We start from the raw sequence: 13,580 nt of genomic DNA on the forward strand, positions 1-13,580 counted from the left end.
ACGTCTTCCTATGCTGAAATTTCGACGCGCCTGCCCGTCTTGGCGCTTTCGATTGCGCCGAAGACCATGGCAAGGCTTCTGATATTGTCGGAATTGACCGTCTCGGGCCGTTTGCCGGTGCCGATCGCCGCGATGAAGTCGGCGATGACGCTGGCGTGGCCATGGGTTTCCTCGTCATGTTCCGGACCGGGAACGTTTACGGCAGCGGAACCGTGCAAAAGGCCGGGCTCTTCGCCGGCAACAGTCGCCTTGAAATTCTCCTCGCCATCCCAGGTGAGCATCCCCTTCGAGCCGACGAGACGCCACTGGCTTTCCCAGCTGGTGCGCTCGCCCTCGGCGCACCAGGAGCCGCGATAGGTGAAGACGATGTCGTCGGAAAATTCGAAGATGGCATTGGCCGAGGCGCCGTGCCGGTACCACGAACCCTTCGGATTGCGCTCGACGCAATAGACGGCGAGCGGCTTCCGGTCGGCGACGTAGCGCGCAGCATCGAAAGTGTGGATCGCCATGTCGAGAAGCAGGACGTTGTCCATCTCTTCGCGGAAACCGCCGAAATGCGGCGCCAGGAAGAAGTCGCAATGGATGCCGGTGAGTTCGCCGATCGCGCCGCTTTCGACGAAGCGACGCAAGCGCCTGACGCCGGATATGAAGCGGCGGTTCTGGATCACGGCATGGATGCGGCCGGTCTCGGCGGCTAAGTCGACCAGAGCGGCGCCCTCGGCAAGCGAGGCCGCCATCGGCTTTTCGCTGAGCACATGGCAGCCGGCCTTGAGTGCGGTAGAAACGACGTCGTAGCGCGCAGCCGGAATGACGATGTCGAAGACCAGGTCGGCCTTTGTGGCCGCGATGACGTCGGACAGGTCCGAACCGATGACTGCGCCATCAAGGCCGAACTCCGCAGCAAGCTTTTCGGCCGTCTCCCGGCTCAGGTCGACAAGGCCGACGATGGTGATGGAATCGGCCAGCAGAGGGTTGGAGGCGATGGCTCGCAACCAACCTTTGGACATAGCTCCGCACCCGCACAGAATGGCACTGAATTTCACGATTTCCTCCAGGGGAACGGTGCCAACTCTCCTCGTGACACGCACTCCGTAAACGTTTACGACTGTATCCGGAAACATTTTGCGGTGTCAATAGACGCCAAACGGGAAATTACAGGCCCAGATCCGGACGGATCTGAATTATAGAAATGGAGCATGATGTCGTCCGAAAACCGCGCACACTTTTCGGCATCATGCTCCCGGGAAAATCGTCAGCGATGAAGGGGATTCACCAGCTTGCCGAACACTTGAATATCTCGATCGGCACGGTCTCCCGCGCGCTGAACGGCAAGCCCGATGTCAATGAGGAAACCCGCCGGCGGGTTCTGGCGGCGGCCGAGGAACTCGGCTACGTCGCCAACCAGTCTGGGCGGAGCCTGAGGCAGGGGGAGACGAAGGTCATCGGATTGATGATCGAATCCAGCAAGGAGACGGTCGAGAACGCCGACAACTTCTTCCTCGGCGTCACCAGCGGCCTGCAGAGCGTCTTTGCCCGCCATAAGCTCGACCTCATCATGTTGCCCTGCCCGAGCGACGAGGACCCGCACGAATATCTGAAGCGGATGGTGGCGCGGCGCATCGTCGATGCAATGATCATCTCGGACACGCAGCGCGTCGACCCACGCATCGACTTTCTGTCGCGGACGAAGATCCCTTTCGTCGCGCTCGGCCGCAGCCTTTCGGCCAGCAATTTTCCCTGGATCGATCTCGATTTCGAGGGCGTGGCCGAGCATGCCGTCGAGCGGCTGATCGCGCTGGGACACCGCCGGATCGCGATCACTGCGCCGTCGAGCGAGGCCAACCTCGGCTATCTCTTTATCGATAGCTATCGCCGGGCGCTCGAGCGGCACGATATTGCCTTCGACGCCTCACTCGTCATTCGCGTCAAGTCGAGTGAACAGGGCGGCTATCAGGCGGCCCATGAACTGCTGCTGCTCGAAGAGCGGCCGACGGCGGTGATTCTGATCTACGAGCTGATGGCGATCGGCCTTTTCCGCCGCCTGATGGAATCCGGCGTCATGCCCGGCCGCGACCTTGCGGTGATCGGCTTCCGCGACGCTCCGCGCGCACGGTTCCTGCAGCCGTCGCTGAGCTGCTTTCGCATCTCGCTCTACGATCTCGGTGTCGCGCTCGGCCGGATGCTTCTCGCCACCATGCCGGCCTATCGAGATTTCTATCCGGGAGGCGACCGCAACATTATCTGGCCCCTCGAACTGATGCCGGGCGAAAGTGATGCGTTTCGGGTTGGGGTCATAGCCTGAGCACTATCGGCTTGCTTCCGGAAAGCAGAAGCGAGCCCCCTCATGTACCTGATGCAAAGAACCGGTTCTCCGGCCGGGGCAATCCGAGATGCTCGCGCAGCGTCGTGCCCTGATATTCGCTGCGGAACAGGCCGCGGCGCTGCAGTTCGGGAACCAGCCGTTCGGTGACGTCGAGGAGACCCTGCGGCAGATAGGGGAAGACGACGTTGAAACCGTCCGAACCCTCCTCGTCAAGCCAGCGCTCCATCTCGTCGGCGATACTGGCCGGCGTGCCGACGAAGGCAAGGCCGGCATAGCCGCCATAACGCTGCGCCAACTGACGCACCGTCAGATTTTCCTCCGCAGCAAGCTTCAGCACCTGGGCGCGACCGGTCTTGCTGGCATTGGTGTCGGGAATATCGGCCGGCAGCGGTGCGTCGGGATCGAAGCCCGAAGCGTCATGGCCGAGCGCGATCGAAAGCGAAGCGATGGCGCTGTCGTAATGCACCAGGCTGTCGAGCGTGGCGCGTTTGGCGCGGGCCTCGTCGATGCTGTCGCCGACGATGATGAAGGCGGCAGGCAGGATCTTCAGGTGGTCGCAGTTGCGGCCAATGGCTGCCATGCGGCCTTTAATATCGGCATACAGCGCCCTGCCGGCGGCCAGATCGCGCGGCGAACAGAAGACCATTTCGGCGGTCTCCGCGGCAAGCTGGCGACCGGGGTCCGACTGGCCGGCCTGGACGATGACGGGCCAGCCCTGCGGCGGCCGGGCGATATTGAGCGGCCCGCGCACGCTCAATTCCTCGCCCTTGTGGCCGAGCACATGCATCTTTTCCGGATCGAAGAACAGGCCGCTTTCCCGGTCACGGATGAAGGCATCGTCGGCGAAACTATCCCAGAGCCCGGTCACGACATCATAAAATTCTCGGGCGCGATGATAACGCTCGCCGTGCTCCACATGTTCGTCAAGGCCGAAATTGAGGGCGGCGTCGGGGTTGGACGTCGTGACGATGTTCCAGCCGGCGCGGCCGCCGCTGATATGGTCGAGCGAGGCGAAACGCCGGGCGATATGATAGGGCTCGTCGAATGTGGTGGAGGCGGTAGCGACGAGGCCGATGCGCTCCGTCACCGCCGCCAGCGCCGAGAGCAGCGTGAAGGGCTCGAAGGAGGTCACGGTGTGGCTGCGCCTCAGCGCCTCGACCGGCATGTTGAGTACGGCGAGGTGATCGGCCATGAAGAAGGCGTCGAATTTCGCCCGTTCTAGTGCCTGGGCGAAGGACTTCAGATGGGCGAAATTGAAATTGGCATCGGGATAGGAGCCGGGATAGCGCCATGCGCCGGTATGCAGGCTGACGGGACGCATGAAGGCGCCGAGGCGCAACTGCCGTGGGGTCATGACTTTCCTCATGGATCGGGCAAGGCGGCCGCCTGCCCCGCATTGGGCATTCTCTGAGCAATCGCTGCGGCGACGCAGCGAATATTGGTTAGGTAAGAGCTCGCCGAAATCAAATCGAGACCGGGAGCGCCAGTTCCGGGCAGGATTTTTATCGCTTCCAAAGGCAAGCTCACGGCGCGAGTGCTGGGCCGGGACAGTAATCGCGGCGGTCGGAGCCTGATAAGCAAACACTTTTCATTTTCTATCACATCTATAGAATTTGTACTCTTATCTCGGCGCGCGATTTCTTTCACCGATAGCATCGTCAGAAATGGAGACATCGATGAACACCGTGCTGAGGCAAGCAGACCAGATCCGGCCCGTGGCCGACCGTATCGGCAGCGATGATGAGGCGATAGCCACTGCCCGCAGATTGGCGGCGCAGTTTGCCGCACGCGCCGCCGAGCGCGACGCCGACAGGATTCTGCCGTTTAGCGAACTCGATCTTGTCGCCCAGTCCGGCCTTCTGGCGATCACCGTGCCGGCGCAATATGGCGGCCTCGACGTCTCCAACGCCGTACTTGCCGAGATCACTGCGATCCTGTCGGAGGCGGACGGCTCGATCGGCCAGATCCCGCAGAACCATTTCTATATTCTCGAGGCGCTCAGAACCGACGGCGGCGAGGAGCAGCAGCGCTATTTCTTCAGCCGCGTGCTGGCCGGCGATCGTTTCGGCAATGCGCTTTCCGAGCGCGGCACCAAGACGGTCGGCCACTATAATACGCGCATCACCCGCGACGGTCCGGGTTACCGGATCAACGGCCGCAAATTCTATTCGACCGGCGTCCTCTTCGCCGACTGGATCACCATCTTCGCGCTTGATCCGGAGGATCGGTTGACCATGGCCTTCGTGCCGAAGGGCACCGAAGGTGTCGAGATCGTCGACGACTGGGACGGTTTTGGCCAGCGCACCACCGGCAGCGGCACGACGATCCTCGACAATGTCTATGTCAGCGCCGATTCCGTGGTCTTCCATCATAAGGGCTTCGAGCGGCCGACGACGATCGGCTCCGTTGGTCAGATCATCCATGCCGGTGTCGATCTCGGTATCGCACGGGCGGCCTTTGCCGAAACGCTGGAGTTCGTCAGGACGAAATCGCGCCCCTGGATGGATAGCGGCCTTGAGCGTGCCTCCGACGATCCGCTGACGATCGCCAAGGTCGGCCAGATCGCCATCCGGCTGGAAGCTGCAACGGCTCTCGTGGAGCGCGCCGGCCGCAAGGTCGATGCCGCGCAGGTCGAGACGACGGAGGAAAAGGTGATCGCGGCCACGCTGGCAGTCGCTGCGGCGAAGGTGCTGACGACCGAAGTGGCGCTCGAGGCCTCGAACACGCTTTTTGAGCTTGCCGGAACTTCGTCGGTGCAGGCTGGCCTCAACCTCGACCGCCATTGGCGCAATGCCCGCACCCATACGCTGCACGATCCCGTGCGTTGGAAATATCACGTCGTCGGCAACTACCATTTGAACGGCGTAACGCCGCCGAAGAACGGCGCGCTCTGAAATCTCTCCGTCTTCCAACCGAAAACCCCACCGCCGGGGCCGGCAGTGGGGTTTTTGCTTTCGATGAAAGATGGCCGCCTCAGCTATAGAGGCTGACCTCCGGTATCTTGTCGTTCAGCACGAATTCACCGACTTCCTTCGCCTTGTAGAAGACGGGATCGTGCAGCGTATGGGTGCGGACATTGCGCCAAAAACGGTCGAAACGGTATTTGTCGGCCGTCGAGCGCGCCCCCGTCAGCTCGAAGACGCGTGAGGTGATGTCGAGCGAGACATGGGTGGCGTGGACCTTGGCGGCATAGGCTTCCGCCGCCGCTTCGCCGCGCTCGCGCGCGGTGACGTCGCGGCCGCGGGCAAGGCCCGCCTGCACGGCAGCTGCGGCGTTGTCGGCAAGGGCCGCCGAAGCCTTCAGCGCGGCAGTGAATTCGCCGACGCGTTCGAGGATATAAGGATCATCCGCCGCCCGCTCGACACCCGAGGTGATCCATGGCCGGGTCGTGTTGCGGACGTAATCGACGGCCGCCTGCAGCGCGCCTTCCGCGGTGCCGAGATAAAAGTTGACGAAGACCAGTTGGATGAACGGCGTGTTGAAGGTCGACAGCACCGGCGGCGCTGCGTCGGCTGCAGCCGGCGCGCCGACGAAATCCTCCTCGTAGACGGGGAAGTCGCGGAACTCGACGCTGCCGCTGTCCGACAGGCGCTGGCCGATATTGTCCCAGTCGTCATTGGCGACGTAGCCTTGACGATTGGTCGGCACGGCGAAACCGGCGATCTTGTCGTCGAGCGTCGCATTGGCATTGATGTAATCGGAGACCCGCGCTGCCGTGGAGAAGGACTTGCGTCCGTTCAGCACATAGCCGTTGCCGCGACGGGTGAGCACCAGCCCGGGATCGCGCGGATTGACGGCCGCCCCCCAATAGAGGTTCCTGGCGACCGTATCGCTGCCCAGCGCATGGGCGCGGGCGGCATCAAGCGCCCAATAGATGTACTGGCTGTTGACATAGTGGTAGCCGAGCAGCTGGCCGATCGAGCTCTCGCCACGGGCGAGAATGCGCACCAACCTCAATCCGTCGACCCAATCGAGGCCACCGCCGCCGATTTGCGTGGGATGCAGCGCATTGAGCAGCCCGGCATTCTTCAATTTGACGATCTCGGCGCGCGGCGGACGGCCTTCGCGGTCGAGGTCTGCGGCGCGCCGCGACAGGTCGGCAGAGACCTCCTCGGCACGGGCAAAGAGGTCTTCGCGCGTTGGGTTGCGGCTGGCCGCGAAGATGACATTGGATTGGCTCATGGGCGGAACTCCAATTCTCCAAAAAGATGATCCGACGGGAGGCGCACGCTTCCGCCGGAAGGATCGAAGTGCGAGGTCTCAGAACAGCTTGTCCGGGATCCAGCTGGCGGTCGCCGCATCGCTCGTGCTGAAGGCCGGGATCTTTTCGGCCAGTTCTTCGATCGTCTTGACGCCGGCTGCGCGCAGGCTTTCCTGCGTCAGAAGCGTCGGCTTCACGGTGATCTGGTGGGGAGCCGTCTGCCCGGCGATTTCGAGTGCTGCGGCGCGAATGGAGACGGCGCCGACGACGGCCGGATTGGTCGCGACGGTCGCGACCCAGGGGCTGCCTTCCTCGGTGATTTCCTGGATATCGGCCGTCGAGACGTCGGCCGAATAGATCTTGAGCTTGCTTGCTATGCCGAGATCGTTGGCGGCGAGCTTCACGCCGCGGGCGAACTCGTCATAGGGGGCGAAGACGACCGATATATCGGGATTGGCGGTGAGCACGGCCTTCGCCTGATCGGCGGTCGAAGTCGCCGTCGTGTCGCTGACATTGCCGAAACGGGCCTTTTCGACCACGCCTTTATTGTCCGACTTGAACTTGTCCCAAACTTCGTTGCGGCGGTCGAGTGGCGCAAAGCCCGCGACATAGACATAACCGGCGCTGAAGCTGTTGCCGTTGTCCTTCACCACCTGTTCAAGTGCCAATGATGCAAGTTCGTGATCGCTCTGCTCCACCTGCGGAATCTTGGGATTGTTGAGGTTGACGTCGAAGGCCACGACCTTGATGCCCTTGTCGAGGGCCTGCTGCACGACGTCGCCGAGCGATTCTGGCAAACCGTGGTCGATGACGATGCCGGAGACGCCGAGATTGATCGCCTGGAGGATCTGCTCGCGCTGCTCGGCGGCATCCTGCCGGCCGGGGAAGATGCGCAGGTCGATATCCAGCGCCTTGGCCTGGGCTTCAGCGCCCGCCTGATAGGCCTGGAAGAAATCGCCGGCCGAGATGTAGCTGATCAGCGCTACTTTGACGCCGCCCTTGTCGAAAGGGGCAGGAGCACCGGACAGACCGTCGGCTTTTGCGCCTTGAATGAAAATGAACGGAATGACGGCGGCAGAGAGTGCGAGCCGTGCGAGGGATTTCATTGTCGCGTTCCTTTTAGCAATCGGGAGCGTCGTCTGACAGGTTAGCCCTCGCGACGCGTTGAATTATTAGATATAATCTCTATGTTTTTAGTAGAGTAAATGATCCGATTTTATGGGCTGTCGGAGATTCTTTGTTTCCCGAGGGCAGTTCGCCGGGGAAAGGCGTGCCTGGAGTTCGACCGCCCGGACAGGGCACACTCCGGCTTCGATTGCAGTCCCGGACCTTTGTCGATGCCGCTTCTTCACATTGAAAATATCACCCGCAGATTCGGGTCGACGCGGGCGCTAGCCGGTGCCGATCTTTCGATGGAGCGCGGCGAGATCGTGGCGCTGATGGGCGCAAACGGCGCGGGCAAATCGACGCTGGTCAAGATCCTTTCCGGCGTGCTTCCGGCCGATGGCGGCATGGTCAGCCTCGATGGCCGCGCCTTTGCGCCGCGCAGCCCGGCCGAAGCGGCAAGGGCTGGTGTCGTCACGGTGCATCAATCGACGGATCTCGTCGGCGCGGCCGGTCTGACCGTTGCCGATGCCCTGCTGCTCAACCGGTTTGCCGATCGCAGCACACCTTTCTTCGTCTCGCGCGCCGGCATCCGCCGTGCCGCTCAGTCCATGCTCGATGCCGCCGGCTTCAGCCTGCCGTTGGACCGTGATTTCGGCGAACTCACCAGCGCCGACCGGCAACTGGTGGCAATCGCCCGGGCGCTTGCCAACCGCGCCGATCTCCTCATCCTCGACGAACCGACGGCGAGCCTTTCCGGAGAGGAAAGCCGCCGGCTCTTCGATATTCTGCTTAGGCTTCGCAAGCGCGGCCTGGCGATCCTCTATATCTCGCACCGTACAGCCGATCTTGAAGCGATCGCCGACCGCGCGCTCGTCATGCGCGGCGGCCGCGTCGTCGGCACCTTTTCGCGGCCGATCGATTTTTCGAGCGCCATCGAGACGATGATCGGCCGTCGACTGGAGGCGGCCCGGCCGGATGCGCGGCCTGCGACCGGACCAGTGATTTTCGAGATGCGTGATATCAGCCTGCTCCCTGAAGCCGCCTCCTTTGATCTGTCATTGCATGAGGGCGAGGTGGTGGCGGTGACCGGCGTGCTCGGCGCCGGCAAGAGCCGGTTGCTCCAGGCGATCTTCGGCGTGACGGCGCTTGCCGGAGGCCAGATGTTCCTCGGCGGTCGACCCTACCGACCGAAAGGCCCGGCCGAGGCGATCGCCGCAGGTGTGGCGATGGCGGCCGAAGACCGTCATCGTTCCTCGCTGATGCCGCCGGCATGGCCCGGCCATTCGCTGTCGGCGACGATCAGCCTGCCGCATCTTGGCAAATGGTATCCGCGCGGTTTCCTTGTCGGCGGCCGTGAACGACGCGAGGCCGAACAGGCGATCACTCGTCTCGGCATCAAGGCCGCGGGTCCGCTCGCCTCGATCTGGTCGCTCTCCGGCGGCAACCAGCAGAAGGCGGTGATCGCCCGCTGGGAGGCGGAACCGAGCCGTTTGCTGCTGCTCGACGAACCTTTCCAGGGTGTCGACGTCGGCGCCCGTCATGACATCATCCGGGCAATCCGCGCCCGCAGCGACCGGGCGACGCTGATTGCGACCTCCGACCCGGAGGAGGCCTATGAGGTGGCAGATCGCATCCTCGTCATCGACCGCCACGTGTTGATGCCCGCTGCAGGCGGAATTCCCGCTCCTTCCGCCATTCAGGGAATATCCGCATGACGACGATCGATGACGACACTCTTCCACAGGCAAGCGCCCGGCCGAAGGCATCGCCGCAAGCCGATGGCGGTCGTCTTGCGGCTCTCGGGGCATTTCTCCGGGCGGGCGCCGTGTTCATCCTGTTGGCACTGCTCGTCGTCGGTTTCACCATCGCCGAGCCCGCCTTCATCAACATCGCCAATCTGATGAGCATCCTGCAGGCAGTGTCCGTCGTCGCCATTCTCGGCGCCGGCGTCACCGTCACGCTTGCTGTCGGCGGTTTCGACCTGTCGGTCGGCGCGGTCGCCGCATCGAGCGTGATGGCGGCCAGCTATGCGATGATCGTCTGGGGCCTTGATGCCTATGCGACGGTGCCGCTGGTGCTCGCCTTCGGCGCCCTGGTCGGTCTCGTCAATGCCTTCCTCATCGTCCGCCTGAAGGTGCCTGATCTCCTGGCGACGCTGGCGATGCTGTTCCTGCTTTCCGGCCTGCAGCTGATCCCGACCGCCGGCCGGTCGATTTCGGCCGGTCTCACCCTGCCCGACGGCTCGAAGGCGACCGGCGCTTACGACCCGGCCTTTTTGCTGATCGGCCGCTACAGCATTCTCGGCACCCTGCCCGTTTCGGTGGTGCTGATGGCGGTGGTCGCCATCGCACTCTTCATTCTCACCGAACGCACCCGCATCGGCCGGCTGCTGTTTGCGACCGGCGGCAACGAGGTCGCGACCCGGCTTGCCGGCGCCTCGACGGTGCGGCTGAAGACGCTCGCCTATGTGCTGTCGGGCACACTGGCATCGCTCGGCGGCATTGTCATCGCCGCCCGCGTCGGGCGTGGTGATATCTCGTCCGGCGGCTCGCTGCTGATGGATTCGGTCGCTGCCGCGTTGATCGGCTTTGCCGTCTTCAACCTGCGCCGCCCAAACGTGCTTGGCACCATTGCCGGCGCGGTCTTCGTCGGCGTGCTGCTGAACGGCCTCACCATGCTGAACGCCCCTTACTACACCCAGGATTTCGTCAAGGGCGCCGTGCTCGTCGGCGCGTTGGCGCTGACCTACGGCCTCGGCCGTAGCAAACCCTAATTCCAAGGAAGAAAACATGACCCGCGAAATCAGGCTGAACGCCTTCGACATGAATTGCGTCGGACACCAGTCGCCGGGGCTCTGGCGCCATCCGCGCGACAAGTCCTGGACCTACAAGGATCTCGACTACTGGGTGCATCTGGCAAAGACGCTGGAGCGCGGCAGGTTCGACGGGCTGTTCATCGCCGACGTGCTCGGCGTCTACGATGTGCTGAACGGCAATGTCGATGCCGCACTTCGCCATTCGGCTCAGGTGCCGGTCAACGATCCGCTGCAGCTGATTCCCACCATGGCCTACGAGACCGAGCATCTCGGCTTCGGCCTGACGGCGTCGCTCTCCTTCGAGCATCCCTATACCTTCGCCCGCCGCATTTCGACACTCGACCACCTGACCAAGGGGCGTGTCGGCTGGAATATCGTCACCTCCTACCTCAACAGCGGCGCGCTCAATATCGGCCAGCCGGCGCAGACGAAGCATGACGATCGCTACGACCTCGCCGAGGAATATCTCGAGGTCTGCTACAAGCTCTGGGAGGGAAGCTGGGAAGACGGCGCCGTCGTCCGCGATCGGGAAAGCGGTATCTTCACCCATCCAGAAAAAGTCCACCCGATCCGCCATTCCGGCAAGCATTTCAACGTGCCCGGCATTCACTTGAGTGAACCTTCGCCGCAACGTACACCGGTACTTTACCAGGCCGGCGCCTCGAGCCGCGGCAAGGACTTTGCCGGCGCCCATGCCGAATGCATTTTCGTCGCCTCTCCATCGAAGGCGGTGCTGAAGCGCTACGTCGCCAATGTCCGCGAGGCGGCCGAACGCATCGGCCGCAACCCGCGCGAAATCCTCGCCTTCAATCTGCAAACGGTTGTTCTCGGCGAAACCGATGCGGAAGCGCAGCGGAAGTTCAACGAATACCGCAAATACGCTTCCTTCGAAGGCGCGCTGACGCTGATCTCCGGCTGGACCGGCATCGATTTCGGCCAGTTTGGGCCGGACGAGGTGCTGCGGCACCGCCATACCAATGCGGTACAATCGGCTGTCGAGACCTTCACGACAATCGATCCCACCAAGGAATGGACGGTGCGTGAAATGGCCGACTGGGTCGGCATCGGCGGTTTCGGTCCTGTTTTCGTCGGCTCGCCGCAAACGGTCGGCGATTTGATGCAGGAATGGATCGAGGACACCGATGTCGACGGCTTCAACCTCGCCTATGCCGTGACGCCCGAGAGTTTCGAGGATGCCGTCGATCTGCTGGTGCCGGAACTGCAGAAGCGCGGCGTCTACAAGACCGACTACGCCAAGGGAACGCTGCGGGAAAAACTTGGGCGAGCGGGGCCGCGGCTCGTCGCGCCGCATCCCGGTGCTGCCTATCGCAATCTCTTCGGCGAGCCGGCACGTGTCGCGGCCAACGGCTGAGCGAATAATGGCTGAGTGACAAAAAATATCTCGCCCAGTCCAACCATTCGAATCTAACCTCTATGACAATTTGCATTTCGCCCTGAATATGGGCACCCGAATTTCACCGATCAGGAGGGGTCATGACCGTATCATCTATCTCGCGGCGCACGCTGATGAAGGGCACCGCCCTGCTGCTTGCCTCGACGGCGCTCGCCCGACAGACGCTTGCGCAGACCGCGGCCAGCGGCGGCCGGCTGATCGTTGCGGCCGATTCCGAGCCGAAGAACCTCAATCCCGCCATCGTCGCCTCGAACGGCGTCTTCTTCGTCGCAAGCAAGGTGATCGAGCCGCTGGCCGAAGCGTCGTTCGACGGCAAGGATGGGCTTTCGCTGCGCCTTGCCACCTCCTGGGAGGGCTCGGATGACGGCCTTTCCGTCACCTTCAAGCTGCGCGACGGCGTCACCTGGCACGATGGCAAGCCGTTCACCTCGGTCGATGTCGCCTTCTCCGCGCTCAACATCTGGAAGCCGCTGCAGAATCTCGGCCGCCTGGTCTTCGCCAATCTCGAAGCCGTCGACACGCCTGACGATTACACCGCGATCTTCCGCTTCTCCAAGCCGACACCGTTCCAGCTGATCCGCAACGCGCTGCCTGTCGTCACCAGCGTCATCGCCAAGCACATCTTCGACGGTACCGATATCGCCACCAACCCGGCCAACAACACGTTGATCGGCACCGGTCCGTTCAAGTTTGCCGAACACAAGCCTGGCGAATATTACCGGCTGGCGCGCAATGAGAATTATTGGGACAAGGACCAGCCGAAACTCGATGAGATCGTCTTCCGCGTATTGCCCGATCGCGAAGCAGCGGGCTCGGCGCTCGAAGCCGAGGAAATCCAGCTTGCTGCCTTTTCAGCCGTGCCGCTCGCCGATCTCGATCGTATCTCGAAGGTCGCCGGCATCAAGGTGATCTCGAAGGGGTATGAGGCCCTGACCTACCAGCTCGTCGTCGAGATCAATCATCGCCGCAAGGAACTGGCCGATCTGAGAGTCCGTCAGGCGATCGCGCAGGCGATCGACAAGAAATTCGTGGTCGACACGATCTTCCTCGGCTACGCCGCAGCCTCCACTGGTCCCGTGCCGAAGAATGCGCCGCAGTTCTACACGCCGGATGTCGCGGCCTATGATTTCAACCCTGCCGCCGCCAACGATATCCTCGACAAGGCAGGATACAAGCAAAGGGCAGACGGCAACCGATTCACGCTGAAGCTTCGCCCCGCGCCCTATTTCAACGAAACCCGCCAGTTCGGCGATTACCTTCGCCAGGCGCTGGCCGTGATCGGCATCAATGCCGAGATCGTCAATGCCGATGCGGCCGCGCATCAGAAAGCTGTTTATACCGATCACGACTTCGATCTCGCCGTTGGCCCGCCGGTCTTCCGTGGCGATCCGGCGATCTCCACCACCATTCTCGTCCAATCCGGCACGCCAGCCGGCGTCCCCTTCTCCAATCAGGGCGGCTACGTCAATCCGGAACTCGACAAGATCATCCTGCAGGCATCCGAAACCATCGACACGGCGGCGCGCACCGATCTCTACCGCAAGTTCCAGCAGTTGGTCGTCGCCGACCTCCCGCTGATCAACGTTGCGGAATGGGGCTTCATCACCGTTGCGCGCGACACCGTGCTCAACGTCTCGAACAACCCGCGCTGGGCCGTCTCGAACTGGGGCGATACCGCGCTGCAATCGTGATAGAATCGGCGGCAATTCTCTTTCAGAGG

Annotated in this window: 10 protein-coding genes; 6 read left to right on the forward strand and 4 right to left on the reverse strand. The window is 62.7% G+C overall.

Features of this window, described 5'->3' with window-relative positions; all coding sequences use genetic code 11:
* Window positions 1-8: 8 nt before the first annotated feature.
* Window positions 9-1,043, reverse strand: a complete 1,035-nt coding sequence (locus tag HFO99_RS23370) for a Gfo/Idh/MocA family protein (protein WP_222363915.1) — start codon at window positions 1,041-1,043, stop codon at window positions 9-11.
* Window positions 1,044-1,258: 215 nt separating this feature from the next.
* Between HFO99_RS23370 and HFO99_RS23375 the strand changes: the two genes are divergently transcribed.
* On the forward strand, window positions 1,259-2,302 hold the full coding sequence (locus HFO99_RS23375; RefSeq protein WP_222363917.1) for a substrate-binding domain-containing protein: 1,044 nt from the start codon (window positions 1,259-1,261) through the stop codon (window positions 2,300-2,302).
* Window positions 2,303-2,342: 40 nt separating this feature from the next.
* On the opposite strand, the gene HFO99_RS23380 is transcribed toward HFO99_RS23375, so the two are convergent.
* Window positions 2,343-3,677, reverse strand: a complete 1,335-nt coding sequence (locus tag HFO99_RS23380) for an LLM class flavin-dependent oxidoreductase (protein WP_222363919.1) — start codon at window positions 3,675-3,677, stop codon at window positions 2,343-2,345.
* A gap of 322 nt (window positions 3,678-3,999) precedes the next feature.
* Between HFO99_RS23380 and HFO99_RS23385 the strand changes: the two genes are divergently transcribed.
* Complete coding sequence (locus tag HFO99_RS23385; RefSeq protein WP_222363921.1) at window positions 4,000-5,217, forward strand: SfnB family sulfur acquisition oxidoreductase; 1,218 nt, start codon at window positions 4,000-4,002, stop codon at window positions 5,215-5,217.
* Window positions 5,218-5,296: 79 nt separating this feature from the next.
* On the opposite strand, the gene HFO99_RS23390 is transcribed toward HFO99_RS23385, so the two are convergent.
* Complete coding sequence (locus tag HFO99_RS23390) at window positions 5,297-6,505, reverse strand: acyl-CoA dehydrogenase family protein (RefSeq protein WP_222363923.1); 1,209 nt, start codon at window positions 6,503-6,505, stop codon at window positions 5,297-5,299.
* Window positions 6,506-6,583: 78 nt separating this feature from the next.
* Window positions 6,584-7,630 (reverse strand): substrate-binding domain-containing protein, encoded by a 1,047-nt coding sequence (locus tag HFO99_RS23395; RefSeq protein WP_222363925.1) that lies wholly within the window; start codon window positions 7,628-7,630, stop codon window positions 6,584-6,586.
* A gap of 231 nt (window positions 7,631-7,861) precedes the next feature.
* Here HFO99_RS23395 and HFO99_RS23400 point away from each other — a divergent pair, with 231 nt between their 5' ends.
* The 4 genes from HFO99_RS23400 (at window position 7,862) to HFO99_RS23415 (ending at window position 13,551) form a co-directional block, all read left to right on the forward strand.
* Entirely contained in the window at window positions 7,862-9,346 is a 1,485-nt protein-coding gene (locus HFO99_RS23400) for a sugar ABC transporter ATP-binding protein (protein ID WP_222363927.1), read from the forward strand.
* Window positions 9,343-10,404 (forward strand): ABC transporter permease, encoded by a 1,062-nt coding sequence (locus HFO99_RS23405; protein ID WP_222363929.1) that lies wholly within the window; start codon window positions 9,343-9,345, stop codon window positions 10,402-10,404. Before HFO99_RS23400 ends, HFO99_RS23405 begins: the two co-directional genes overlap by 4 nt.
* 16 nt (window positions 10,405-10,420) lie before the next feature.
* A complete protein-coding gene (locus HFO99_RS23410) occupies window positions 10,421-11,818 on the forward strand; it encodes an LLM class flavin-dependent oxidoreductase (protein ID WP_222363931.1) in 1,398 nt (465 codons plus the stop codon).
* Between the two features lie 122 nt (window positions 11,819-11,940).
* On the forward strand, window positions 11,941-13,551 hold the full coding sequence (locus HFO99_RS23415; protein ID WP_222363933.1) for an ABC transporter substrate-binding protein: 1,611 nt from the start codon (window positions 11,941-11,943) through the stop codon (window positions 13,549-13,551).
* The last annotated feature ends 29 nt before the right edge of the window (window positions 13,552-13,580 follow it).

Origin of the sequence: Rhizobium leguminosarum (assembly GCF_019798305.1) — a bacterium.
In the GTDB taxonomy this organism is placed as follows: domain Bacteria; phylum Pseudomonadota; class Alphaproteobacteria; order Rhizobiales; family Rhizobiaceae; genus Rhizobium; species Rhizobium leguminosarum_U.